Raw genomic sequence first — 25,070 nt, forward strand, 5'->3', positions numbered from 1 at the left:
AGTAAAATTTAGAGTCGGGGAAGTCTCAACTTTTTAAGAAAGAGCAATTATGAAATTGATTCATTTATGAAAAACACACTGAATTTTTATATCCAGTGTGTTTTTTCTGTTTTGAAAAGGCAGGAAGGCCCCTTATCTCTGGTATTTTGATAACTTGGATGATACTGAGGCAGGTTTTTTCTCGGCTGTTTTAGTTTTTAGATTGTATGCCCAGGAAATCCGGGACTCATATTTCTGGGTATGTTCCTTGCTCACTAGATTTTGTAGACGCTCCTTGTTTTTCTCGATCGATTCCTCAAGTGCCAGCAGCCTGCGGGAAGGGAAGGACAGGCCGGCAAGGATGGTTGTTACAGTAGGGTCAGATTCTGATATATAGGTCCCTTCGAATAATTGCACAGGTTCTCCTACCCTTTCGAAAACAGAGGGTACACTTATGAGTTTGCTGTTTTGCTCAGGCCCTTCATATATCAGTCCGGCGCGGATTACGCCTGCTGATTCAACAGGACAGAATATGGAGTTTGCCCAGGAAAGTTGAATTTTCCTTGATACGTCTGCTGTTGTCTTGGCATCTGTAACCGTGGCAGAAGCTATGACCGTAACGCCCCTTGTGTTTAAAATATTCATGAGATCTGTTTCATCAAAGTTACCGTAAAAGGAACTCTTTTGTGTAACCTGAAGGACATTATTAATAGCTTCAATAACTTTATGATTGGAAGACAGGTAGATCTGCTGTTTGCTTGATTGGGGATTATTCTTTCGCATCTGGTCATTGTCCACCAGGAACACAGAAGATATCCCTTCAATTTTGGAAATTTCCTCGATGCACTCTGCTGCATTGATGCGGTTACCCGCCAGCACGTTTCTTTCGGGTACAATAGCAATGGCACCTACATTGATACCGGGCAGTTCATCTATTAACAGATCAATTAATAAAGGGCTCATTCCAGACCCCGTGCCGCCGTCTGTAGAAAACGCGACCAGTAACAGCCTTATGTTCTTAAAGGATTTCTTCACGAAATCAATCAGCTCTTTATGGTTTTCATTCACAGCTTTTACGCCAATTGATCGATCCTGCCCGGCACCGTTATACCCCGGAACGAAATATTTTTTCTCCACCCTGGTATTGACTGAGCCATCCCGCTGGTTCGTATTGATAAGGGCGGTTTCAAAGCCCAAGGCTGACGCTATCTCAGCGATATTCCCACCTGCCTGGCCAACGCCTAAGATTCCAATTGATTTCACCAGATCGCCTCCTTATCTTAATATGATAATACTCAAGAATTACGGATTTAGACTTGTTCCTGATAAAAATCAATAAAATAGTTGGATAAAATGATCGAGATACAATATATGTATATTTTCAGTCAATCTTCAAACATTAATGTCCATGGGGGTGAACAATTTGGGCAAGAAGGAACAGAATCCCGTCGATAAGAATATGAAGACCGATTCGTATGAAGTCGATGTCGAATCGAAAGGCACAAACCATCTGGACAAGGCTCCAAAACCTCACGGAAGGATCGCCAATCAGATTACACCGGATCTTGAGTAAGAAAGCTGTCGTCTGGCAGCTTTTTTTTGATTTAATCGTAATTGTTTTTTTACCGGTAGCATTTCATGCTCCGCCACATCATTTTGAACTTGTTGGTGCTTACTGCTACTCCAAAACATCCACTCCGATAATATCCACAAAATTGAACCGGACGACGATATCGTCTTCAGTCTTCAACCGTACCTGTTTTTTTAACGGGTCAAGGTAATGTACGAAACCTTTTTCTTCGTGTGTGAATCCGTCATTCCATATCTTAATTTTTACTGCCAATTGATATTCCATTGCGTAACAGATCAGCCTTTCAAACTCTTCAGCTTCATATTCGTCTATCAATGGTTTTTTTTCACGGAAATAATCCTTTTTCAGATCCTGCAGCGCTGAAGAGTGTTCCGGCAAAATAAATGATGTCTGCCATTTTAATATGCCCCGATCGCGAATTGTCATAATGGTTATTCCCTTCCGAGTTATCTACCTTTATTATACACGAACATTAGTTCTGTAAAACATGAAATAATTTGAAAAGCAGGGTCTGGCAACATTGCTAACCTGCCAACACAGGAATGGATGCCGATAGTGACATGAACATTGCCACTTTTTAGTGACATAACCGAAAATTGTTGTGATTCCCCATCTGTAAAAATGCACATCCTTAAATGAGGAGGTGTGATGATGGCAAACCAAAATAACCAGGGTAAAAACAATAACCGCAATAACAACCAACAAAACGGAAATAACAATGGAGTATTCGGCCAGCTTGCAAACGGCCTGAACCGGATGGTTAACAACCTGACCGGGAATAATAACAACCAGGGCAACAACAAAAATAATCAAAGAGGCAACAACCAATAATAATAAACAATGAGCAACTGCTGAACCATGATTCAGCAGTTGCCTGTTTCTACTTATGCTTCAACGTTCTCCTCCTGCGATTCTGCCCGATATTGCGCCGGATATTGCATTGCGTACTGCATTGGATTTTGAACAGGGTACTGCTGGCCTAACATCGCCCTGTAACGGTATGCTCTTGCCTTATGGTGATACTCCTGCTCACCATAGCTGAAATATGCCCCCGGATCTTGAGCGGACGCTTCCTTCAGCCTCTTGAATTCCTCAGAACACCCCAAATGATACAAAAACGCACTATAAGGATCTTGATAAGACATCCTATATTCCTCCCAGCACTCTTTTTTGAACAAGCGTTTCTCTTTATTGCCGTTCACAGATTTAATTTATGTTCAATTCATAAACAGGTGATAGGCATTTGCCTTGATTTTAGCGCCTAAATATTGGGTGGGCTAATCGGACCGCGAATTTAGTTTTGTTGAGACTTGCAAGATACTGCTATCGTGCTATAAATACTTAACAATTGTGTTAAGTATTTCACCAGATTTATCCACACACCATTTTTTTGGTATTTTTTTGCCAGTTCTTAGCCTTTGTTAATGTTTTTTGCGAGTCTTCATGTCATAATAAGGAACCGAAACAATGGAGGTGCTGGTTTTGGAGATACGTCAATTAAAATATTTTCTTGAGGTGGCCCGCCTCAAAAGTATTACAAAAGCTGCGGAATCCTTGCATATTTCTCAGCCGGCGTTGAGTAAAATGATCATGTCACTGGAGGAAGAACTGGGCATGACGCTAGTGATTCGAACCAAAAAAACGAGTGATATAACCGATGCTGGGATAGTTGTGATGGAGTATGCCCAGAAGATGACCGCCCTTCTTGATGAAATGTCAACAACATTAAATGACATGACAAACCTGGCAAGGGGCCAGGTGAATATAGGGCTGCCCCCTTTCATCGGAAGTCTATTCTTCCCAAAAGTGATGGCAAAGTTCCATCACAAATATCCTAACGTCGAGCTGAATATTAAGGAATACGGCGGTGCGAGGGTTGTTAAAAGTGTGGAAGAAGGCGAATTTGAGTTGGGTGTTGCAGTCCTGCCGATCAATGAAGAACAGTATAACGTTTATCCGATTGTCGAGGAAGAAATGAAGCTTCTTGTACATAGGGAGCATCGCTTTGCTTCCAGTCAAATTGTTCAATTAAACGACCTTGTGGATGAGGAGTTCATCTTTTACAACGAGGAATTTGCCTTGCATCATATCATACGGAATCTCTTCATTACAGCGGGTTTTGAGCCAAAAATTCTGTTTAAGAGTTCTCAATGGGATTTGATGTCTGAAATGGTGGCGGCAAACCTGGGGATCACGATTCTCCCACAATCAATATGCAACCGGGTATCAAACAGGGATTTGGCCATTATCAGACTCGAACCTACTATTTTGTGGAAACTGGCTGTCATTACAAAAAAGGATCGTTATCTCTCGTTTGCGGGCAGAGCTTTCATCGAGTTTATCCTGAAAGAAAGGCAGCTGCCCCATTATAACTAAACGTTATGGTTTTCATTCTCAATATGTATTTTACGAATGGCCATAACTGACGTAGAATTACACCTATAATTATTCCATCAACTTACTAAAAGGGGTATTTGTACTCCTTTTTCTTATTTTATGGATAGGGGGATCGTAATGAAACTGGGTGTAATTATCGTGCAAGTATTATTAATTCATATGTTTCTATTTGCTGGCGCAGCCCTCAAGCAGTTTCTTCCCCTGCCTATTCCGGCTTCAATGTACGGGCTGATCCTTCTTTTTATCGCACTAATGGTCAAAGTGATAAAACTGGAATGGGTTGAACAGGGCGCAAATTGGCTGATGGCTGAATTGTTGCTTTTCTTCATTCCTTCAGCAGTTGGGATTGTGAATTATGACGACATCTTCAGCATTCAAGGAATCGCCATTGTATTGCTGATTGGTGTCAGCACTGTTATCGTAATGGCTGCTACTGCCCTTACCGCGGAAAAAATATCGGGAAGAAAAAGAAGTGATGTTTTATGATCCTTTTTATTGCTGCTACTTATATCGTTTACCGTCTTGCCAAAACAGCGTATTCCAAATGGAAGTTTCCTTTGTTTCACCCGTTATTACTCGCTCCCGTTGTTTTAATTTTGATCATCAGCATGGCGGGTGTCCCTGCGAATGACTACCTCGAAGCTTCAAAATGGCTGACCCATATGCTGGGGCCGGCAACGGTCGCCTTTGCTATTCCCATCTATAAGCACTTGCCTCTCGTGAAAAAATATATGGGGACCATACTGGTAAGTATTACAACGGGCAGTGTGGTAGCCATTTTGTCCACGTTCGGGCTGTCCGAGCTGATTCACCTAAAAAATGACTTTATCGTAAGCATCCTTCCAAGGTCGATAACAACTCCGATTGCGATTGAAGTGTCGAAGGAAATTGGCGGATTGCCGACCTTAACAACCGTCTTTGTCATCCTGACTGGAGTGATCGGCGGTGTCGTTGGGCCAATGGTAATCAGGGCTCTTTCGATAAAAACCCCTATTGCCAAAGGACTGGCGCTCGGAATGGCAGCTCATGGTGCCGGGACCAATAAAGCAATGGACTATGGGGAACATGAAGCGACTTTTTCTTCTTTAGCGATGATTTTCGCTGCATGGATCACATTGTTATGGGGAGTGTCACTCATCCCCGCCCTTATGAATATAGCTCACTTTCACTAGTCTGAAGGCGAAACACAGAAGCATATGGCAACAACAAAACAGACAGCGCACAACATGTGAGCTGTCTTGTTTATTTTTATTCAACACGTCCGCCAGTTCTGTTCATCAAATTGTCACCGCTGATCATGTCTTCACCGGTATCGTCCGTTGATGCTTCCCGGTTCAGATGCACCTTATTTAATTCATTTCTGTTAAACATATCAGCACCTTGGTCGTTTCCCATTTTTCTGTTATTTTTTCCTTTTGGCATGTGATTGTCTCCTTCATATGAGGTATTAGCCTCATTGTAATTATTTAGTTTTATCTGCTGAAGCCACTTGTGCGTTTTTATAGATGATCTGTTTTTTTGGAGTACTGATGCTTTCCCATCTCTCTGTTGTGCTCAGCCAGAATATTTTTTTGACGGTTTTTTTCGTTATTATTTTCTGGTCTTTTGTCGTCATCTTTAGTCGTCGGATTAGATTTGACCACGTTATTCTCTCCTTTTTTGCCTTATTAATGGTATTAACTTTTGCGTGAAGGCCCCAGATTATGTATGTGCAAAAAAAACGTATTAATTCAATTTTTACGAAAAAATAAGCGGCAAAATAGTTGCCGTCTATCAAACCAAAATCCTGTCAAATGTTAATGTTCGCTCAGTTGCCGGCCCATATTAGCCTAGCCGGGTGCTATTTTGGCAAATTCTCGGCTATCTTTTTCAATTCGCTAGCACGAGAGGCAATAAATGCTCTCATATACTTCTCCAGGAACAATTTATCGGCGATAAGGCCGATTGGACCAAATGGAGCCTTATATTCAAATTTATCCATCATTAAGGTTCCGCTATCTTTTTCGACAAACTGATGCGTGTGGGTAAAGGACTGGAATACTCCCTTTACCATCACATCTACAAATTCATATGGTCTGTTCATAACAGTTATCTTAGCTGTTAGCCTTTGTTTAATGCTAAAGTGAACCGCTTCCCAAATGACCGTATCTCCTAACTCTAACAGTCCTGCTGTTACTCCGCCGACAGCTCTTTCCTTCGTTTTACTTGTGGTACGAGTATGTATCTCTACGTCCCGTGCAAGGTCAAAGCATACTTCAACTGGTGCTTCAATGAATTGTTGATACTGAATCACAGGCATTTCATATTCCCCTTTAATACCCACTATCTATTACTTGGTTTTAGTTGGAAATCCGATACAGCTTCGTGGATGGCTGCGTGATTATTCGGCAGACGAATATTTCTATCATAATAGGGTATAAGTAATTAAGCTTATTATCATTTAATACCTGACACTAAGGTTTCTTTGTTTATTCGAATAAAGAGAGCTTGGTGGGAGGTGGTTAAATGAGAAAAGTCTATGGAATACAAAAATTAATCGCATATCTCGCCTCAATCAATTACCCACTTACCGAGCAACAAATCTGTGATCTGATTGAAAGTAAAGACATACCGCATCTGAGACCTATCAACAATATGATTGTCTTTAACTTGGATCATATAGATTGGTGGGTTAAAGAGCAGCGATTAAGACCATAGATGAGACCCTGCTTCGGCGGGGTTTTAATAATGATGAGCCGTTTAACAAACTAAAAGTATAGACTGCAGTAAAACACTGTTTTACGCAATTAAAATCCTAAAAGGTCTACTTACCGATTAAGTCCGTACCATATGAGTTGTCGATTGCACAGTGCCATTCACCTTGTGAGTTTTTCTTAAATACATATGTTGACCGTCTCTCCATGGAATATTCCGTCTCTTCTTTGTCAGCGTCCAATAGCGTTTGGGAAATGACCATTGCAGTGTCTCCCGCTTCTAAAATCATCATTTCCCCCTGCGTTGGAACAAGGCTGTTGTTAAAATATTTTGCGATCGCAATAAATGCCTTTTTGATTTCCTCTTTTCCCCTGGCAATCATGCCAGGCTTTACAACCAAGATCGCATCCTCAGTATAGTAATTCATCAACGTATCAAATTCTTCCTGCTTTATTGCCTCGTCACACTTCTTGATAAATTCTTTTAATTCGTGCTCCATATTAACCATCCATTCATCACCGTTAATACCTCTGTTCTCGTTGTTTTCTTAAACCTTCTTCCAGTTCATACTTATATTTTTTCTTTTTTGCTCTCAAATCAAAAGCAAACCCGATAGCAATGAGAATTCCAGAACAGAGTACAATAAAAATCCACAACTCCATATAAAACCTCCAGATTTTTTTACGAAAACGATATCGGAAAGACTATCTTCCGACCCTGCTAAGTCTAACAATACCTTCAGGCTAAAAATGAATAATCTCTACAGCACTTAACTTAAGTCAATGAAAGGGTTAAGCCGACCGGCTACACTGAAATAAACTTAACGATAAGGAGAATGTTTATGAGCATATTTGGATATCAAGTATCATACCTTCGAAAATCTGCTCTCATTGCAGGCACGGCACTTATCATCATGACTCTTGCTGCAAGTTTTTCCTATGGCATTGTATTTAGCATTCTTGAGGTTGAAGGTGATGCCAGCACCACATATCATAACATTATGTCATCAAATACCTTTTTCGGTGCCGGGATTATGGGGTGGCTCATCATCCTGATATGTGACATTGTGGTGGCATGGGGCTTCTATATATACCTAGAGCCATTTAATAAACACCTCTCAAAGTTAGCCGCCTGGTTCCGCATGATCTATGCGGGTATATTGGGTATCGCCATACTAAATTTAATATTTATCTTGCTCCTGACAAAAGATACAGAATATTTTTCCTCCTTCCAAATCAGTCAACTTGAAGCATTTGTCATGCTATTTCTAAACGCATTTGATTTTATATGGTCGGTTGGGTTAATTATTTTTGGAGGGCATTTATTGATTGTTGGTTATTTAACTTTTAAATCAAACCACGTACCTAAAGTGGTCAGCATACTACTGTTGATCGCTGCAGCAGGCTATATGGTCATTCACTTTAATTTCACGTTTTTTCCACAATTCGACGGGATTACGAAACTGCTTGAATCATTTCTTACAGTGCCAATGATTCTGGGTGAGATGGGTTTTGGTGTATGGCTGCTGTTGAAATGAGGGAAGGTGTCAACAGGTTGATTAATTCCTTCTTAAGGTCGATTAGGAAGCGTTCTAATCGACTTTAGGAGCACGGAATCGATTAACAAGGCCCAATAGAAAGCTTCTAATCGACTTTAGGCCCGCACAATTCTTTATTAAGGTCCAACAGAAAGGTCCAATCGACTTTAGGTCCGCACAATTCCTTATTAAGGTAGATTTCCAAGGTTCTAATCGACTTCAGACACTTAGACCCCTTGTTAATGTCGATTAGCAAAGCTCTAATCGACTTTTCGCTTACACAATTCCGTGTTAAGGTCGATTATAAAGGCTCTTAATCGACTTTAGGCGCACATAATTCCTTCTTAGGGTCGATTAGAAAAGTTCTAATCGACTTTGAGCGCACACAATTCCCTTTTTAATATCGAATACAAAAGTTCTGATCGAATTGAGGCATACAATATCTTTAATCTTTATTGATGCGCTTCTTGATTCTACTTAAAGACTCAGGTGTTATTCCAAGATAACTGGCCAACTGATGCTGCGGTACACGTCCAATTAGCTGAGGCCGTTTTCTTAGTATGGCTTTGTATCGCACTTCAGGGGAAGAATTGATAAATTCAGCGAACTCATCTTGTACTTCCCCAAGGTTCATCTCCATCATTTTGCGGACCACCGTTTCCAATTGTGAAAAATCGTTATACATAGCCTTTTCATTATCAACGTCGCCCACGACCAGAATGGAGTCTTCTACACATGTTAAAGAGTACTTGGACTCCTTGCCTTCCTGTTGATCATTAATTGGAATAGCTTGTTCTTCCGTGAAGAAATTGCTTGTAACCTCTTTTCCAGATTCATCTATAAAATACTTCCTGATACATCCCTGTAATACGAAATAGCAACTAATTATTGGAACATCTCCTTGCCTTAGGAGACCATTCCTTTTTAATATTCCTCAATCAGTATCCCGGCAAAGATCGCCTCTTGTTCTTCCTCGCTGAGAGAGCTTAATTCAGCCATATATTTTAACAATATCCTCTTCATTGCACTTCCCCTTCAGTTGGATATGTTATATCTCCTTATTTCATTTCTATTCTCTTACGTAAAACTCCTTCTTCCGTGACGTGCCAGAATATGTGCTTAGGTTTCAAAATGCTTAAAATATCGCTGCACCGGATTATCATTGAACCAGACAATGATGCGGGCTTCAAAAAAAACTATCCAGAACCCCAGTATACTATTGAGGTGTTTGGAAAAAGATATGTTCAATGTATAGCAGGAAAGGATGGTTTACGGTTGATTGTCTTTTTTGTGTCCATTTTCATTGTTATTTTATTAGTATTGTTTGGCAGCCTGATGCCGGAGAGTTTCACTGCTGTGACTAGTGCGCTGCTTAGCTTCACGACAAACAATTTTGGCTGGTTTTATTTATTGGTCGCCTTTACCTTTTTGATATTTGCTTTGTTTTTGGCGTTTAGCAGATACGGAAAAATAAGGCTGGGCGACGATGACGATGAACCGGAATATACAAAACTTTCATGGTTTGCTTTGCTTTTTAGTGCCGGAATGGGAATCGGCCTCGTGTTTTGGGGGGCTGCCGAACCGTTAAGCCATTATGCAACCCCTCCTGCCGGGGGAGGGCACACGGAGGAGGCTGCCCGCTTGGCCTTAAGATATTCATTCTTCCATTGGGGATTGCACCCTTGGGCCATTTATACAGTGCTGGGGCTCGCTATTAGTTATTTCCGCTACCGCAAGGGGTCAAACGGTTTGATCAGCTCTACATTCGAACCCTATTTGGGCAGCCGCGTCAATGGATGGATTGGAAGGTCGATTGATGTCCTGACAATACTGGCAACAGCTTTTGGAGTTGCTACTTCATTGGGGCTGGGAGTGCTGCAGGTAGCAGGCGGCCTAAATCACCTGGCCAAAGTGCCTAATACATTAATGGTACAACTTTTGATCATTGCCATTGCCACCGTTATTTTTATCTTGTCGACAACAACAGGACTTGAGAAAGGCTTAAAGCTCCTGAGCAATTTATGTTTGGTGTTTTCGCTATTGCTGCTAGTATCTGTGCTTATATTAGGGCCAACAACGTCTATATTTGATGCTTTTACGACGACACTCGGAAGCTATTTACAAAATATCATCCAGATGAGCCTGCGGCTTGCTCCATTCACCCAAAATTCATGGATTGCAAATTGGACCCTTTTTTACTGGGCATGGTGGATTTCCTGGGCTCCATTCGTCGGCATCTTCATCGCGAGAATATCAAAAGGGCGCACAATCAAAGAGTTTGTGCTTGGTGTACTAATTGTACCCAGCCTGTTCAGTTTCCTCTGGTTCTCCATTTTCGGCGGAACAGGGTTGCACCAGCAGATGATTGAAGGAGTTCCTCTCACTAAGGTTGTAGAAAAAGATATATCATTAGTCTTGTTTTACATCCTCGAGCATTTGCCCTTAGGTGTGTTCATAGCCTGGCTGGCGATGATTCTGGTCATCCTGTTTTACATCACTGCGGGCGATTCTGCGACCTTCGTCCTTGGTATGCTGTCTACCAATGGCAGTGACGATCCTCTAAATTGGGTTAAAATCGTATGGGGAATTCTTCAATCTGCGATCGCGATGGTCCTGCTCATGACTGGTGGACTTGAAGCACTGCAAACTGCAGCAATTGTATCAGCCCTCCCCTTCGCGATCATCATGCTCGGCATGTGCGCTTCCTTACTGAAAATACTCCGGCAAGACGAACGTGAACGGAGAAGGAAAGAAAAAAAGAGAGAACGGTCTATAAGAGAATGGATCGAGAAACAAATAACATAGGCATCATAACACGCATGGACGGATCTATGCGTAGACCAGGTCAACCGCCATTATGAATAGACCAATTCCACAAGGATTGGTCTATTTTCTTGTCCTATTCAACCATCATCTCCCTTATTAACCGTCACAATCCGATTCCTGTTTTTAACCTATTTTGACTGATGTACTGGCATTCGTGCTATGGCGTGCGGATCCAAAAATTGTTCTCGGCTAAATCACGAATAAGCCCTATTGAATAAACAAGTTTAAAACCTTTGTAAAAAGTATTGAATATATCCTTTATCGAGTAGTCCGGAGACAGCAGCATCGTTTTTGATATCCTGGCAAGGCCGGGATGTTTGATGGTTTCATCCAAGTAAATCAGAGTATTGATTTTCCTGTTGGAACTGTTGGAAAATGGAATCCCACATCAATTTTTTTGCTGTTCTAAACAAAAGCACCCCGAAGGATGCTCACGTTTATTGGTTGAATATAAATATTGCCTTGGCTAAAAGCAAGTCCAAAACCGAAACCAGGCGATTAAGGCCTATCCATGCTTATTAATCAAGTTCTGCTGCCTCCGGCTGGAGGATTAATCATCGGCCCGACGGGAGGCCTGTCTGTTCCTTGCTTGGAGGCAGACGGCTGTTGATTCGAGCCGTCGCTATTATCGGACTGCATTTGCCCACTCCAATCAATCCCAACTTTTTTGTCTGCATGTTTTTTAGGTGTCATGTAATATCTCCTCCTTTTTCATATTCATTTTAGTGTTTGCTTTAACAGATCTTAAATACCATCGTTCAGGTGGAAACACCCTTCCACTCTGACATTTACAAGAAAAATGAAGGCAATGGGAATAATGCAGATATAAAACATATGATGAGTGCAGGTGGTAGATATCAGTAAGCTGATCATGATGGTGGGTTTGCCAGGCAGTGGCAAGTCCACCCTGGCTGAACAGTTATCCAACGAATGTAATGCAGAAATCGTCGCTTCAGATGAAATCAGGAATGAGCTGTTTAATGGAGTGTATCGCCAACAAACGAATTGGATTGTTTTTAAAGAAATGGCCAGTAGAACAAACCGAATATTAAATTTGAATCAAAACGTAATATATGATTCAACAAACCTGGACAGACGGGGGATCCAATTACTGAGCCAGTTTCAACAGGCAGATAAAAAGATTGTTTACTATTTAAACAATCCAATATCCACAATTTTGTCCCGAAATGAAATGAGGGAAAGTGCCGTTCCGCCAGACGTCATCTTTCGCATGTACACAAAAGCTCAAATCCCGGTTCGAAATGAAGGATGGGATCAGGTCATTTTCAATGGGCAGCCCGAAAAATATATATCCCATTTAAAAAATGATTATGAAAGATGGCTGCTGGCGGATCTCGATTATGAACAGTTATTTACGCAATTATCCACTGGCATCGCAGAATTTGCGGACATACAAACTTTCCCTGATATCGCTGCAGATATATATGATGGATATAAACAAATTAAGACAGTATATCATCAGGAAGATAAATTGCTGATGTTGTGGGTGAGTTTACTGAAGGATATAGGGGTGCCATTCTGCAAATTTTTCGGAGAAGCAACTAAAGAGGCACAATTGATCCGCCACGAGAATGTTTCTTCTCAACTGGCTGCAGTTTATCTGGACTTGATGGGCTATTCTGATGAGTTCATTCAAAAAGCAGTCACGTTAATTCAGTTCCAGGCGGAATCCATGAAGGGCCAAAAGAAGATTAATACAGTGAAAAAGCTCACAGGAGATGATTTGTTTACAAAACTAATAATCCTTAGAGGGACTGGCCATAACTTAAACTAACTTAAAATATGGAACATCACTAGAGAGGAGTTTCGATTTGATCATTAATTCAACGTCATTTATAGATTCTCCTGTTCATCATGAATTCCCTCCCCTTTATGAAGGCTTAGGGCTCGCTGAGTTGTCTGCGTTCGTCGAGCAAAGGTTCGAGTTTTCTTTTACATTCGGAAAAACTGAACAGAAGGGGCTCGGAAGCATACGCCTTTATAAAAAGAATAAACACATGAAGGTGGTGATTTCAGAAAAACTGCAAAGGGTTGGGCCAGTAAGGCTTCAGAAATTAAAGGATCTTTTATTGGAGGAACTGAGCGATCCTTTTATTGAGAACATAGAATTTGATACTAAAAAAAGAAAGGTTTTTCACGCGGTATTTCGACGGCCCGCCCAAGGAGGAGAATGAGTGTTCATATAAAAATAGGCATCAATATTTAGATGATCACACTATTGATGCTTAGGGACGACTATGTATGTGCTTATCACCAGAGACAAGATCGGCCTATCGTTCGGCATAAATTTATCTGTCCGGAATGATTAATTCGTTTCCATACTACATATGCTACGTCTCAGGAGGCGATTTCAATGGCAGAACAAAATAAGGACCGAGAGCTTAATATTGATGCAACAGGCATCGATAACAGTGATGGAACCGATCCACTGCAACAAGGTTTTATTGAAACATTTGGTGAACCAGAAGCGGCATCAGGCATCAACCTTGACAGCAATCAAATATACCGTAAAGGAAGCCGCGAATAGAATAGCCACCATTTCCGGAACGCCGTTCATGGCGTTTTCCTTTTTCCCTTTAATGATTCTGGGAAATCGCCTGAGCAACGCGTCTATTGTTTTGGTTTTGCCCGGATAAGATGAACCATGTTCATCCAATGGCTATCTGCAGCCTCGATGACCATGCCCGACTTCTGCACCAGCTCTACGATATTTCGATTATGATGACATCCATTGAGACGGAACAAAATTGGGTCGAGTGCCCTCTGGATAATGGAAATTACAGGATTAGAACTGATTCCATGCTCCATCAAAAGAATTCTCCCAGCAGGTTTGCACCACTTATTTATTTTATCCAGGACCATAAATGGTTGATCATAACTACAAAGAGATAAAGTCGAAACAATGGTGTCGTACGATTGACCAGGAAAATCCATTTTTTCGATATCGGAACAGATAAAGTCGACTTGAATATGTTTGTCTTTTGCCGCTCGTTCTGCTTTCTCCAGCATCGCCCTGCTAAAGTCTGCCGCAGTAATCCTTACGTCCGGGGGATAAAATGCAAAATTCGCTCCGGCCCCTACTGCCAATTCCAGCACTTCGCCCTTCGCATGACTTAATAGCTCCTTTCGCCATTGAATTTGCGCCAGGCCTTCTCGTTTTCTCTCATATTGGTTTGCTTGTTTGTCGAAAATGCTTTTCTGCTTCTGCTTTTCCATCCGTCTTCACCACTCCCTGGATACTTTTATTTTATACCAATTGGCCCAGTACATTTGCCTGCTGTTTTGTTCCGCGCCTCTTCGGCCGTGGAGTTTTCACCTAATGCTGTAATAATTTTGATTAATGTTATCATACACCTATCAAGAGAGTCCGTGAAATCGGTTAAGTGAATTTTCTATATAGATCACGAAACATCGAATTTATATTTATTGCACACAAATGGAAAACAGCAGCAATCAAAGGACTGCGCTGTTTCCCTTTCAGCTAAACACATTTGCGGACATTCTTACTCTGGTTGTCGAGGGATTGCTTTTTCGGCATTTACATAGCCATGGCCGTAAGTATAAGTGTCTCCCCAAGGTTCTGCGCCCTGTAATAATCGTTCCTTAACTTCCTGTGGTGTATAGTTTGGATTACTTTCAATGATTAACGCGGTAACCCCTGCACTGATTGGCGTAGCCATTGATGTACCGGATAATGAAAAATAATCTGTGCCAACGCGATTGGCTTTCTGCAGCTTGTCCAAATAAGAATTCGGTGAACGCAACGAAATAATGTCAACTCCTGGTGCCACAACATCAGGTTTTTGTTTACCGTAAATGGTCGGCCCTCTGCTTGAAAACGTTGCAATCGTGTCGTCATCCTGATTAGGTGAATTTAGATCATCCATCGCCCCAACTGTAATTACCTGTTGACTAATTCCGGGGCTTGCGATTGTTTCAGGATCAGGGCCAGCATTGCCAGCTGCGACACAGACCACGATTCCATTGTTCCAGGCAGCCTCAACAGCTTTAACCATAGGATCGTCACTTTCATTGCGAAACCTCTGAGGTTCACTTCCCAATGACATGGAGATAATATTGATTTTCCTGTCAGGATTTAGCTCATTATATTCCATGCACCATTCTACTCCTGCCATCACTGTTGATAATGAGCCTGCCCCCAGTTTATCAAGGACTTTGACGCCAACTACATTAGCTTCCGGGGCAGGGCCTTTATACTTTCCACCTGACGCTGCCCCATCCCCAGCGGCATCTCCGGCACAATGTGTTCCATGTCCATTATCATCGTAAGGCTCTAACCTGTCATTTACGAAATCTTTGAAGGCAATGATTCGGTTTTGCAGGTCTTGATGTGGATATATCCCTGTATCAATCACTGCAATTGTAACGTCTTTTCCTGTCAAAACAGTATCTCGCCTTTCAACCTGTTCTGCTTCAATTGAAGGAACAGCAACATCCAGTAATGCTTGTACTTTTCTGTCGAAATAAATTTTTTGTATTGATGAGCATGAGGACAATAAATCTTCTATTGCTGCCGGTGACAGGTCCATACTGCAGCACGAAATTCTTGGATATCCCCGCTTGACTCTAGTCCTCAGGTGTTTGGTGGCAATAGAATGGCAATCCTGGATCGCAGCTGAGTAGCTGCATTCCTTTTTAAATTCAACTACCACAGAATATGTTTTCATAATTTTTAGCAGTTTTTCTAAACTGGAATGTAAAAAACAAGGTGTCCATTGAAACGGCCTGTACAAACCAATCAAGTTTTGACGTAATGTCAGATCCAGTTTGTTTGCATTAGCCCTGACCAATTGAATCATTGAAAAACCAAACAATCTTTCTGCTCCTTTCCACAATTTTTATCAAATTATGAAAAAGAAGAGAAAAATGAAGCGGTGTTTGTCCAATTGAACATTAATTGGGCGCAAAACAACAGGGAAGTTGCATTACTTCCCTTTTTTACACAATTGAGTCTTGCTTTCGTAATCCACAATTTGGTCGACATTGTTGGAGCAAGTTCCCCCACATGTACATTCTGGCGCTTGAAAGTGGTTGAGGTTTTAGAAAATCCAGCTTAAATATCACACAGGCCTACGATGCAGCGTTACAGAGGATATTTACTTGCCATTCATAACTGTACTGGAAGGTAAAACAACAGAACAGAAACATCACTTGTGAAAAAAATGACAGAGTGGTATCTGAAACTTTAGAAGTTGATAAATTTCAAGTGTTTATCTTCTTTGAAGACCTTGAAAAAGGTAATAATGGAAAGCAAGGCGAGCTCTTTTCATATTTGGAAAGCCCATGTGGCAATAAAACTTGGACCCTTGTAACATATTCTGCACCTCCTGACTTCTGTCAGGGGTTTTTTATTCTTAATTAGCAAGCATGAACGAAAAAAGTATCGAATATCCCAGAGCAATTATCTTGTTTAATCAATTTGTAAACGCGTATTATTATTAAGTATGCACATCAAGGAGGAACAACCGTGAAACAACTTACCAAAACAAATACAGCATTACTGCTTACATTTCTTGTGATTGTGTGGGGCGTCAACTGGCCGTTATCCAAGATGGCACTCAGCTATACACCTCCATTATTATTTGCCGGAATCAGAACTATATTGGGTGGACTGATTTTACTTATTTTCGCAATACCACGGTATAAAAGCCTCCGTTTTAAAGAAACATGGCGTTTTTACCTAATTTCTGCTCTCCTTAACATCATTCTCTTTTACGGCCTGCAAACAGTTGGTCTTGGCTATGCACCAGCAGGATTGTTTTCCGCCATTGTATTCATTGAGCCAGTTTTGCTTGGGATATTCTGCTGGATTTGGCTGGGCGAATCAATGTACCGGTTAAAAATCATTGGTTTGCTTCTTGGGTTTGCCGGTGTTGCAATCATAAGTGCTAGCGGATTTACAGGAGATATTTCGGCCATTGGTATTTTGCTTGCCCTTGGGTCTGCATTAGCCTGGGGTTTAGGTACTGTTTATGTGAAGAAAACGGCTGATCGTGTTGATTCTATTTGGATGGTCACAGTACAGCTCATTATGGGCGGCTTTTTCTTGTTAAGCGTAGGTTCTAGCGTTGAGAGCTGGTCGAATATCCAGTGGGAAATGCCATTTATCACAAATTTACTTTTTATCTCAACATTTGTAATTGCATTTGGATGGCTCGCTTTCTTCACCCTGGTTGGTTCAGGTGAAGCGAGTAAGGTTGGATCATTTACATTCCTGATTCCATTAATCGCAATCCTTTGCAGTTCTTTTTTGTTAAAAGAAGTTATTACATTAAATTTATTAGTCGGCCTGTTATTGATCGTGATTAGTATTTTGTTCGTTAACATTAAGTTAAAATCACAGACGGGTACAGAGTCAAGCCTGATGAAGGCAAAGTAACTGGGGTAAAATAGCGACTATTTGATACTGGACATAAGTTCGAAGGACGGCAATTCTCTCCTCCCTTTTCATAAAATGCACCAGAAACTTCTTTTCTAAGGATTATTCATGCGGATGTTTAAAACCGCATGAATAATCCTTTTTTTGTAAATAAGTCCTGTCATTCTTGTAAAAAACCCCTGGGAAGTCCTGTGTTTATTCAACAGCTTCAACTTATTGAGGGACGAAATGGAGTTCATTCGGACGCATTTTCCTTTTTTTGTAAAAAAAATTGAACATAGTAGATATATAATACAACATGTAGCGGAATTATTTTGACTACAAGCAAACAAACCTTGAATTTCAGGATAATTTTTGTGCCACTTGTGATTCTTGAGCTTCCAAGCAGGAAAAACAATGAACATTTATCGAGCTAATACAAAATACGCGTAGGAGCCTACTTTTGATGTAAAAAAAATCGATCAATTACTATTAAAATTATCATCCGACAAGAATAATTAACGAAAAAGAAGAAGGGTTTACCAATTAAAAATTGCAGGTTAGACGGCAGAATCACCCCTTCCCTTTTGTAATATTCAAGAGAAATAGAACGCCGCTAAAAAAAGTTATGTTTTAGCCAAACAGTGAATTAAAAAAGGACCTACTACAGATTATAACAAGGGTTCAGCAAAGAAAGGGGTGAGATATATGCCGAAGGAACTCGGTGTTCATGAAATCCTTGAATTACACGAGCTATTAGTTTTCAAAAATACATGCTTGACTAAATCCACCACACTCGGCGGTTTAGCAAAGGATGAAGCGTTAAAGAATATTTTATCTGGCGACGTAAATGCATCAAGAGTGGAAATTCAAGCATTGCAGGAATTTTTAACTTAGTAAAGGAGGATTACCATGAATGGTGAACAGCCGAATGCAATGAGCGACATGGCAATTGCAACGGAATTTTTAATGACTGCCAAATCAGGCATTAAAGCTTATGCAGCCGCGATCGCAGAAACAGCAACACCGGAATTGAAATCAGCTCTAAGGATTCAGTTGAACAGGGCTATCCAAACTCATGAACAAATAAGCAGCTATATGATATCAAACGGATTTTATCACCCAAATGACGTGCAGGAGCAAATCAAACTTGACTTAAAAGCCAGCCAAACAGCCTTGGGATTGGCACAGGAATAAGGAAAGGAGGAGATTTATTTGGAAACGCAATATATGGGAGTCCATGAGACTCTGGAAATCCATGAATTGATGATGTTCAAAAATTTATGCCTGACAAAATCCTCCGCCATGAGTGGTTTGGCTCAGGACGATGAGCTAAAAAACCTGCTTTCTCAGGATATCAATAAAACAACAGAGCAAATCACCCGTTTACAGCAATTCATCACAGACAGGGGTGCGAAATCATGAACCAACAAAGTATGGCCGGCATGGGCGCAATGACCGACCAAGTCATCGCAACAGATTTCTTATTTGCGACAAAATCAGACATAAAGATGATTGCGAGGGCCATTACAGAATCCGCCACCCCGGAAGTAAGGGAAACATTAACCCAATATTTAAACGATTCCATCGATAAGCACCAGGCAGTGACCGAATATATGATGGGCAAAGGCTTTTATCATCCATACAATTTGACAGACCAGCTCAACCTTGATCTAAGAGCGGCCAAAACAGCACAGAATCAAGCAAATAACAATAACAAGCAGTAGGTGAAGTCGAACGTCACAGTTTGTAGAATTCAACTTTAAAAACAAAACGATCCCATTTCAATGTTAATTTGAAATGGGTTTTTATTTCGGGCTGATCATGGAAAAAGCCTATCCTGTTGGATAGACCTCTAATGAATGCCTCTTATGCTGTGACCAGGGGTTTGCAGTTGTGCTTTCTACTTTTTACCCTTTTTTTGTTTGTTCTCATTTACCCGTGGGCTTCTTACATCAGGACGAACAGGTCTTAGTTCTTCGGCAACCTCGGTCAGCGTGTCCCTGATGTTTTGGTTTCGAGTTCCCGCATCAGCCTGTGTTCTTTCCGCAGTATTCGGTACAATGCGATGGTAAAAGTATTCAAACATCGTGACACCGGCAGCGGAAACTAAAGAGACTGTGAATAGATTGACCACATGCTCAAGATTGTCACTCAAGATCCATACGACGAAAAAAACGATCGTAAAATCGATCAACGAAGCAGTCAAATTATTAGTCCTTCGCAGTACAAGCAGGTCCGCTATAACATAACTGAGCCCAGTAATAATTACTGTAAGGATAAGGACATCAGTGAAAGCAAAGTTGTTAAATAAGCCAAGAATGATACCCAGTATGGTAAGTGTTGCCATAAACTTTATCGCAAACGCAAATACATGTCTCATTGGGAAAACTCCTTCTCGTTGTTAAGTCTCTTTTCAGTTCGAAAATCACGTAACATATGTATTTCAAACTGAATTATGCAGTAGTTGTATTTTCACCATATGGACATTAATTATTCGAGTTCGAAAAGTATGTTTTCAATGAGTGGCGCCTGCAAATCGTTGCGGTAATTTAATAACACTTCATCACTTTATCTACTTGATGAATTCATTTACAGAAGATGGCAGGCAACCCAATGGTCAGGCTTTGCTTCTTTCAATACAGGCACCGTGGTGGCACAGTTTTCCATTGCGTATGGGCACCTTGTCCGGAAACGGCAGCCGCTTGGGGGATTACTTGGGCTTGGCAGATCGCCTTGCAGGATGATCCTCTCTCTTGTTTTCTCCCTGTCAGGGTCGGGTACTGGAACTGCTGACAATAACGCTTGCGTGTACGGGTGTAATGGTTCGTTATATAAATCGTCCGAACTGGCTAATTCAACCATATTGCCAAGGTACATGACACCTACACGATCACTTATATGCTTGATCATTGATAGATCGTGGGCAATGAACAGATATGTCAGGCCTCGTTCCTTCTGCAACTTTTTCATTAAGTTGACCACTTGTGCCTGAATGGAAACATCCAATGCACTGATAGGTTCATCGGCAATAATGAATTCCGGTTCAACGGCTAAAGCACGCGCAATGCCAATTCTCTGCCGCTGACCTCCAGAAAATTCATGGGGGTAGCGGTTCGCATGATCCTTGCTTAAACCGACCGTCTCCAATAGGTCATATACTCTTTGCCTTCTCTCCTGTCTTGTTTTAGCTAGTCCATGAATGTCAATGCCTTCAGCAATTATGTCTGCGACCGTTTTTCTCGGATTAAGAGAAGCATAGGGATCCTGAAAAATCATCTGGACCTTTCTGTTGAACTGTTTCAATGAGGATGCATTCTTCCTTCCGTGTACCGGTTCATTCTCAAATAACACTTCCCCATCGGTAGCATCATAAAGCCGCATCAATGTGCGTCCGGTTGTTGATTTTCCACATCCGGATTCACCGACCAAGCCGAGTGTTTCCCCCTTATAAATACTGAACGAAATGTCATCAACAGCTTTTAAAATTTCGTTTTTACCGATATTAAAATATTTTTTAAGATTTTTTATTTCCAATAAAGCTTCTTGTTTAATAGTGTCTGCCTTTGGGATCACTTCCGCAGGCTTGGTGACAGTCAATTTCTTCTTATTTATTTTTTCGGGCCTGCCAATTTTAGGTGCCTTCCCGTGCAGAAGCCAGGTGGCAGCAAAATGTGTTTCCGAAAGTTTAAACATAGGCGGTTCACGTAAATAGTCGATTTTTAGCGCGAACTCGTTCCTCTCTGCAAAAGGATCGCCTTTCGGTGGATTAATCAAATCGGGTGGTGTACCAGGTATAGCCACCAGTTCTTCCTTCGTTTCCATATTGGGCATAGAACCGAGCAAGCCCCATGTATATGGATGCTTCGGGGTGTAGAACACTTCTTCGACTGTGCCTGTTTCAATAATTTTTCCGGCATACATCACGGCTACCCGGTCGGCGATATTGGCCACCACACCCAGGTCATGGGTGATAATGATGATAGATGTCCCCATTTTCTTCTGGATATCCTTCATTAAATCCAGGATTTGCGCCTGGATGGTAACATCCAACGCCGTTGTTGGCTCATCTGCAATAAGAACCTTCGGATTGCAGGCCAAAGCGATCGCAATCACGACACGCTGTCTCATCCCGCCGGAAAATTGATGAGGATATTGCTTAATCCTGGCATCGGCATTAGGGATTCCAACAAGGTTCAACAAATCCAGAGCCCTTTGACGTGCCTCTTTTTTACCCATCTGCTCATGGATGATGAGACTTTCAACTATTTGATCGCCGATTGTCATGGTTGGGTTTAGTGCCGTCATTGGATCCTGAAAAATCATCGATATTTCAGATCCCCTTACACTTTGCATCTCTTTTTCAGAGAACTTAACTAAATCTTTCCCTTCAAAAAGAATTTCCCCTTCTTCTATTCGGGCAGAATTGTTTGGCAGCAGCTTCATGATCGTTTTTGATGTAACTGATTTTCCTGAGCCGGACTCCCCCACGATCGCGAGTGTTTCCCCTTGTTTTAAATATAAGTTTACTCCCCTGACTGCCTGGACCTTTCCGGCATATGTATTGAATGATACATGGAGATTGTTGACCTGCAGCAACGCTTCCACTAATCTCACTTCCTCTGCTTTCAAATAAAAACGGGCTTTATATTAATAGATTTAGATTATTATTGTTTTATTGGTCACAGAAACTTCATTATTTCAACGTGCGCCGGCATACGAGTGTAATTTAAAATCCGCTGTTATTCGGCCGATTGTGTCTTTTCTTGCGTTTAGGACAGGTGCATCCGCATATTGAATCAGTTCGCCATATTTTTCCTCATCACAGATTCCCAGCTGTTTCAATACTTCCATAGCTGCGACACTTGCTGCCCTGCCATTGCCATCTTCCACTTTTATGGCGATTCCAAGCCCTGTCTTACTATCACCTATGCATTGGACGCCCTCGGCCCCGGCTTTTGCAACTAATCTTCTATTGAACACTTTCATTAAATCTGTATCAAAACGATCCGTTCCGCCTACCATTTCGGGATGCTTTGTCATTGCATTGCGAATCCTTTCGAGATAGCGTGCCCGATCTGAAGGCATCCATCCCAAAGGATCGGCAAGCCTAGCAAATCCCAAAGCTGTATTTTGTAAAGGCAGCTGGTGAACCGGTACGCCACATCCATCCACACTTATTTCAAGATCATTTTTCGGAAAGCCGCAGACTTCTTCGATCACATCCAAAATTCGCTGCTGATGCGGATGTTTTATGTCTCTATAAGTATGCACATCTTCATTCATATAGACAGCAGCTGTCAACATCCCCGAATGCTTACCCGAGCAATTGCTGAACACGGGTGTTAACTCACCCCCATTCCGGATTAGCTTGTTATAACTGTCAATATCTCTTGGAATATGTGTCCCGCATTGGAGTGCATTTTCCATTAGATCAATTCTGTCTAATATCCTTGCAACAGCGTTTCTATGGATTGGCTCGCCATTATGGGAAGCACAAATAAGCGAAAGCTCTGATTCATCATATTGAAAGGCATCCGCTGCCCCGGTTTCAACAACCGCAACTGCCTGGAAAGGTTTCATTGATGACCTCGGAAATGTTAACCTGTTAGGATCACCGAATGAATATAGCAGCTCTCCCTTCACATTCACTACTGCGACATGTATTTGATGAGTACTTTCCAAATATTTTCCACGAAACACTTTAATTGGGTTGTCCATTGTATTACCTCTCTGTGAAATGAATTATTTTCTCATTTTTGGATCTAAAGCATCTCTTAATCCGTCTGCTAATATATTAAAGCTCACCATTATTCCGACGATGACGATTGCCGGATAAAGAAGTAAATAAAAGTGGTTCCTCATCCCTTTAAACCCATCGTTTATCAGCACCCCCAGGGAAGCGAGTGGTTCCTGTAAGCCAAGTCCGATAAAGCTAAGGAATGCTTCGGTAAAAATGGCCGAAGGTATCGTAAACATCATATTGATGACGATCAATCCCACCGTATTCGGTATCAGGTGGTGGAAAATCAGCCGTTTGTTCGTGGAACCAAGAGATCTCGCGGCAAGGACAAATTCCTGTGCCTTAAGTTTAAAAATCTGTGCCCTGACCAGGCGGGCCATATTCACCCATCCAGTAATGACCATTGCGATCGTGATGGTCAAAATCCCCGGCTTCATGAGCATGATCAATAAAATGATAATGATGAGGTTCGGAATGCCTATCAGTATTTCAATGAAGCGCTGCATCACATTATCCACTTTCCCGCCTTTTAGCGCAGACACGGCCCCGTAAGTCACTCCAATAAGCAGATCAAGAAATGCCGCCAGAACAGCAATATATAAAGAAACACGGGTTCCTTCCCATATTCTTGTCCACTGGTCCCGGCCAAACTTATCTGTACCAAGCCAATGTTCCCCGGATGGTGGCTGGTAAGCGATTAAATAATCTGTTTCGTAGTATTCATATTTAGTCATATATGGGCCAAATATGGCCAGCAGCAGGATGATGGATAACGCAATTAAACTGATGACGGCGCCTTTATTTTTTTTCAGCCTCATCCAGCTGTCTTTGACAGCTGACAACGGTGGCCGCTGGATCTTCTCACTTTCCTCCGTTCGCCTGCCGGCTATTTCAAACAATTCATCCGAGAATTCTTCCTCAATGAGAGGTTCTGCATCTTTCACTATACTCACTCCTTTGCCCCGCTTATTCGAATTCTTGGATCGATAACACCGTATAAAAGGTCTATGATGAGCATTGTAAGAACAAAGAAAGCACTGTAAAAAAGGGTTAGCCCCATAATCGTTGTATAATCATTCACTTTGATTGAGTCTACAAACAAACTGCCAATTCCGGGCACGCCAAAGATATTTTCGATGACAAGTGATCCTGTCAACAAACTGACTATGGCTGGACCTAAAATTGTAATGACGGGTATGAGCGCATTGCGGATTGCATGTTTATAAATGACCCTGAACTGTGGCACTCCTTTTGCCCGTGCTGTCAGGATGTAATCCTGCTGCAAAACCTCAAGCATTTCATTCCTTGTAAATCTTGCAATCAATGCAATAACCATCAGAGATAATGCGATCGTCGGCATGATCGAACTCGAGTAGGACTCCCAAAAGGCAACAGGAAGGATCCCTAATTTTAAGCCAACATAATACTGAAGCAGGGCAGCGAACACGAAATTCGGGATGGACACTCCCAAAACAGCAACGATCATTGTCGTATAATCCCACATTGTGTTATGGCGAAATGCTGCAATTATGCCCAGGATAATGCCAATTGTAAAACCGAGCAAAACAGCCTGGACACCAAGCAACGCAGATGGACCGATGCGGTCCGTAATAAGCTCCCCCACATCCTGCCCTTTAAAATAAAAACTAGTGCCAAAATCTCCTTGTACAAGGCTCTTTAAGTAAAGGACATATTGAGTCGTTAAAGGCTTGTCCAAGCCGTACCTTGCGTAAAACTCCATTCTTTGTTCTTCTGATAGATTGGCAAGTTTTTCTTCATCAAAAGGTGATCCAGGGAGCTGCTTCATTAGAAAGAAAGTTGCTGTTGCAATAATGAACAAAGTGGCCAATATATTAATAACTCTTATAAAAAAGTATTTTTTCATATTCACACCTCCATTTTT

Annotated in this window: 32 protein-coding genes and 2 pseudogenes; 16 read left to right on the top strand and 18 right to left on the bottom strand. The window is 41.5% G+C overall.

Annotation, left to right across the window (positions count from 1 at the left end):
• Positions 1-132 precede the first annotated feature (132 nt).
• Positions 133-1,242, bottom strand: coding sequence for a cell division protein FtsZ (locus CVD19_RS23375; RefSeq protein ID WP_101585586.1), 1,110 nt, complete (start codon positions 1,240-1,242; stop codon positions 133-135).
• A gap of 160 nt (positions 1,243-1,402) precedes the next feature.
• Here CVD19_RS23375 and CVD19_RS25065 point away from each other — a divergent pair, with 160 nt between their 5' ends.
• Positions 1,403-1,552: a hypothetical protein gene (locus tag CVD19_RS25065; protein WP_180953770.1), complete on the top strand. Its 150-nt coding sequence runs from the start codon at positions 1,403-1,405 to the stop codon at positions 1,550-1,552.
• 105 nt (positions 1,553-1,657) lie between these two features.
• Here CVD19_RS25065 and CVD19_RS23380 read toward each other — a convergent pair whose 3' ends face one another.
• Entirely contained in the window at positions 1,658-1,996 is a 339-nt protein-coding gene (locus CVD19_RS23380) for a YolD-like family protein (RefSeq protein WP_101585587.1), read from the bottom strand.
• Between the two features lie 225 nt (positions 1,997-2,221).
• Between CVD19_RS23380 and CVD19_RS23385 the strand changes: the two genes are divergently transcribed.
• A complete protein-coding gene (locus CVD19_RS23385; RefSeq protein ID WP_101585588.1) occupies positions 2,222-2,401 on the top strand; it encodes a hypothetical protein in 180 nt (59 codons plus the stop codon).
• A gap of 53 nt (positions 2,402-2,454) precedes the next feature.
• Here CVD19_RS23385 and CVD19_RS23390 read toward each other — a convergent pair whose 3' ends face one another.
• Positions 2,455-2,715 (bottom strand): hypothetical protein, encoded by a 261-nt coding sequence (locus CVD19_RS23390; protein WP_101585589.1) that lies wholly within the window; start codon positions 2,713-2,715, stop codon positions 2,455-2,457.
• A gap of 337 nt (positions 2,716-3,052) precedes the next feature.
• Here CVD19_RS23390 and CVD19_RS23395 point away from each other — a divergent pair, with 337 nt between their 5' ends.
• The 3 genes from CVD19_RS23395 to CVD19_RS23405 all read left to right on the top strand — a co-directional run bounded on the left by CVD19_RS23395 (position 3,053) and on the right by CVD19_RS23405 (position 5,139).
• Positions 3,053-3,946: a LysR family transcriptional regulator gene (locus CVD19_RS23395; RefSeq protein ID WP_101585590.1), complete on the top strand. Its 894-nt coding sequence runs from the start codon at positions 3,053-3,055 to the stop codon at positions 3,944-3,946.
• Between the two features lie 138 nt (positions 3,947-4,084).
• Complete coding sequence (locus tag CVD19_RS23400; RefSeq protein WP_101585591.1) at positions 4,085-4,453, top strand: CidA/LrgA family protein; 369 nt, start codon at positions 4,085-4,087, stop codon at positions 4,451-4,453.
• Entirely contained in the window at positions 4,450-5,139 is a 690-nt protein-coding gene (locus CVD19_RS23405) for an LrgB family protein (RefSeq protein WP_101585592.1), read from the top strand. Before CVD19_RS23400 ends, CVD19_RS23405 begins: the two co-directional genes overlap by 4 nt.
• Positions 5,140-5,215: 76 nt before the next feature.
• Here CVD19_RS23405 and CVD19_RS25070 read toward each other — a convergent pair whose 3' ends face one another.
• From CVD19_RS25070 to CVD19_RS23415, 3 genes are all read right to left on the bottom strand, one after another.
• Complete coding sequence (locus CVD19_RS25070; RefSeq protein ID WP_180953771.1) at positions 5,216-5,389, bottom strand: hypothetical protein; 174 nt, start codon at positions 5,387-5,389, stop codon at positions 5,216-5,218.
• Positions 5,390-5,466: 77 nt separating this feature from the next.
• Positions 5,467-5,610, bottom strand: coding sequence for a DUF3941 domain-containing protein (locus CVD19_RS23410; RefSeq protein WP_101585593.1), 144 nt, complete (start codon positions 5,608-5,610; stop codon positions 5,467-5,469).
• A 197-nt stretch (positions 5,611-5,807) separates the two neighbouring features.
• Positions 5,808-6,266: an SRPBCC family protein gene (locus tag CVD19_RS23415; protein WP_101585594.1), complete on the bottom strand. Its 459-nt coding sequence runs from the start codon at positions 6,264-6,266 to the stop codon at positions 5,808-5,810.
• 206 nt (positions 6,267-6,472) lie between these two features.
• On the opposite strand from CVD19_RS23415, the gene CVD19_RS23420 reads away from it, so the two are divergent.
• A complete protein-coding gene (locus CVD19_RS23420; protein WP_101585595.1) occupies positions 6,473-6,664 on the top strand; it encodes a hypothetical protein in 192 nt (63 codons plus the stop codon).
• Between the two features lie 106 nt (positions 6,665-6,770).
• Here the strand turns inward: CVD19_RS23420 and CVD19_RS23425 are convergent, their stop codons facing one another.
• Together CVD19_RS23425 and CVD19_RS25075 are read right to left on the bottom strand one after the other, a co-directional pair.
• Positions 6,771-7,160 carry a YybH family protein gene (locus CVD19_RS23425; protein ID WP_101585596.1) on the bottom strand — a complete coding sequence of 130 codons (390 nt, stop codon included), beginning with the start codon at positions 7,158-7,160 and terminating at the stop codon, positions 6,771-6,773.
• A 22-nt stretch (positions 7,161-7,182) separates the two neighbouring features.
• A complete protein-coding gene (locus CVD19_RS25075; protein ID WP_180953772.1) occupies positions 7,183-7,323 on the bottom strand; it encodes a hypothetical protein in 141 nt (46 codons plus the stop codon).
• Between the two features lie 179 nt (positions 7,324-7,502).
• Between CVD19_RS25075 and CVD19_RS23430 the strand changes: the two genes are divergently transcribed.
• Complete coding sequence (locus tag CVD19_RS23430; protein WP_101585597.1) at positions 7,503-8,198, top strand: DUF4386 domain-containing protein; 696 nt, start codon at positions 7,503-7,505, stop codon at positions 8,196-8,198.
• Between the two features lie 445 nt (positions 8,199-8,643).
• Here the strand turns inward: CVD19_RS23430 and CVD19_RS23435 are convergent.
• Positions 8,644-9,221: pseudogene (locus tag CVD19_RS23435) on the bottom strand (Crp/Fnr family transcriptional regulator).
• A gap of 255 nt (positions 9,222-9,476) precedes the next feature.
• On the opposite strand from CVD19_RS23435, the gene CVD19_RS23440 reads away from it, so the two are divergent.
• Positions 9,477-11,003 carry a glycine betaine uptake BCCT transporter gene (locus CVD19_RS23440; RefSeq protein ID WP_101585614.1) on the top strand — a complete coding sequence of 509 codons (1,527 nt, stop codon included), beginning with the start codon at positions 9,477-9,479 and terminating at the stop codon, positions 11,001-11,003.
• A gap of 543 nt (positions 11,004-11,546) precedes the next feature.
• Here the strand turns inward: CVD19_RS23440 and CVD19_RS25080 are convergent.
• The gene (locus CVD19_RS25080) at positions 11,547-11,717 is read right to left on the bottom strand and encodes a hypothetical protein (protein ID WP_180953774.1); all 171 of its coding nucleotides are present in this window, start codon (positions 11,715-11,717) and stop codon (positions 11,547-11,549) included.
• A 154-nt stretch (positions 11,718-11,871) separates the two neighbouring features.
• Between CVD19_RS25080 and CVD19_RS23445 the strand changes: the two genes are divergently transcribed.
• The 3 genes from CVD19_RS23445 (at position 11,872) to CVD19_RS25085 (ending at position 13,572) form a co-directional block, all read left to right on the top strand.
• Positions 11,872-12,819: an ATP-binding protein gene (locus CVD19_RS23445; RefSeq protein ID WP_142383563.1), complete on the top strand. Its 948-nt coding sequence runs from the start codon at positions 11,872-11,874 to the stop codon at positions 12,817-12,819.
• A gap of 37 nt (positions 12,820-12,856) precedes the next feature.
• Positions 12,857-13,219 (top strand): hypothetical protein, encoded by a 363-nt coding sequence (locus tag CVD19_RS23450; protein ID WP_101585599.1) that lies wholly within the window; start codon positions 12,857-12,859, stop codon positions 13,217-13,219.
• Between the two features lie 179 nt (positions 13,220-13,398).
• Positions 13,399-13,572, top strand: coding sequence for a hypothetical protein (locus CVD19_RS25085; RefSeq protein ID WP_180953775.1), 174 nt, complete (start codon positions 13,399-13,401; stop codon positions 13,570-13,572).
• An 83-nt stretch (positions 13,573-13,655) separates the two neighbouring features.
• Here CVD19_RS25085 and CVD19_RS23455 read toward each other — a convergent pair whose 3' ends face one another.
• Together CVD19_RS23455 and CVD19_RS23460 are read right to left on the bottom strand one after the other, a co-directional pair.
• Positions 13,656-14,261 (bottom strand): class I SAM-dependent methyltransferase, encoded by a 606-nt coding sequence (locus CVD19_RS23455; protein WP_101585600.1) that lies wholly within the window; start codon positions 14,259-14,261, stop codon positions 13,656-13,658.
• Between the two features lie 287 nt (positions 14,262-14,548).
• Positions 14,549-15,880 (bottom strand): S8 family peptidase, encoded by a 1,332-nt coding sequence (locus CVD19_RS23460; RefSeq protein ID WP_101585601.1) that lies wholly within the window; start codon positions 15,878-15,880, stop codon positions 14,549-14,551.
• Positions 15,881-16,533: 653 nt separating this feature from the next.
• Between CVD19_RS23460 and CVD19_RS23465 the strand changes: the two genes are divergently transcribed.
• The 5 genes from CVD19_RS23465 to CVD19_RS23485 all read left to right on the top strand — a co-directional run bounded on the left by CVD19_RS23465 (position 16,534) and on the right by CVD19_RS23485 (position 19,151).
• Positions 16,534-17,445, top strand: a complete 912-nt coding sequence (locus CVD19_RS23465; RefSeq protein WP_101585602.1) for a DMT family transporter — start codon at positions 16,534-16,536, stop codon at positions 17,443-17,445.
• 687 nt (positions 17,446-18,132) lie between these two features.
• Complete coding sequence (locus tag CVD19_RS23470; protein WP_101585603.1) at positions 18,133-18,321, top strand: hypothetical protein; 189 nt, start codon at positions 18,133-18,135, stop codon at positions 18,319-18,321.
• A gap of 15 nt (positions 18,322-18,336) precedes the next feature.
• Positions 18,337-18,621: a spore coat protein gene (locus CVD19_RS23475; protein ID WP_101585604.1), complete on the top strand. Its 285-nt coding sequence runs from the start codon at positions 18,337-18,339 to the stop codon at positions 18,619-18,621.
• A gap of 33 nt (positions 18,622-18,654) precedes the next feature.
• Positions 18,655-18,849: a DUF892 family protein gene (locus CVD19_RS23480; RefSeq protein ID WP_101585615.1), complete on the top strand. Its 195-nt coding sequence runs from the start codon at positions 18,655-18,657 to the stop codon at positions 18,847-18,849.
• Positions 18,846-19,151, top strand: a complete 306-nt coding sequence (locus CVD19_RS23485) for a spore coat protein (RefSeq protein WP_101585605.1) — start codon at positions 18,846-18,848, stop codon at positions 19,149-19,151. The genes CVD19_RS23480 and CVD19_RS23485 overlap by 4 nt, the downstream gene beginning before the upstream one ends.
• 176 nt (positions 19,152-19,327) lie before the next feature.
• Here the strand turns inward: CVD19_RS23485 and CVD19_RS23490 are convergent, their stop codons facing one another.
• The 6 genes and pseudogenes from CVD19_RS23490 to CVD19_RS23510 all read right to left on the bottom strand — a co-directional run bounded on the left by CVD19_RS23490 (position 19,328) and on the right by CVD19_RS23510 (position 25,052).
• A complete protein-coding gene (locus CVD19_RS23490) occupies positions 19,328-19,807 on the bottom strand; it encodes a YndM family protein (protein ID WP_101585606.1) in 480 nt (159 codons plus the stop codon).
• A gap of 209 nt (positions 19,808-20,016) precedes the next feature.
• Positions 20,017-20,979 (bottom strand): ABC transporter ATP-binding protein, encoded by a 963-nt coding sequence (locus CVD19_RS25670; protein WP_257985271.1) that lies wholly within the window; start codon positions 20,977-20,979, stop codon positions 20,017-20,019.
• Positions 20,980-21,093: 114 nt separating this feature from the next.
• A pseudogene (locus tag CVD19_RS25675) lies at positions 21,094-22,041 on the bottom strand (ABC transporter ATP-binding protein); the annotation flags it as partial.
• 84 nt (positions 22,042-22,125) lie between these two features.
• On the bottom strand, positions 22,126-23,145 hold the full coding sequence (locus CVD19_RS23500; protein WP_101585608.1) for an asparaginase: 1,020 nt from the start codon (positions 23,143-23,145) through the stop codon (positions 22,126-22,128).
• 24 nt (positions 23,146-23,169) lie between these two features.
• Entirely contained in the window at positions 23,170-24,111 is a 942-nt protein-coding gene (locus CVD19_RS23505) for an ABC transporter permease (RefSeq protein ID WP_101585609.1), read from the bottom strand.
• A 5-nt stretch (positions 24,112-24,116) separates the two neighbouring features.
• Positions 24,117-25,052: an ABC transporter permease gene (locus tag CVD19_RS23510; RefSeq protein ID WP_101585610.1), complete on the bottom strand. Its 936-nt coding sequence runs from the start codon at positions 25,050-25,052 to the stop codon at positions 24,117-24,119.
• Between the last annotated feature and the right edge of the window lie 18 nt (positions 25,053-25,070).

The sequence above is a fragment of the Bacillus sp. T33-2 genome, assembly GCF_002860205.1.
In the GTDB taxonomy this organism is placed as follows: Bacteria; Bacillota; Bacilli; order Bacillales; family Cytobacillaceae; genus T33-2.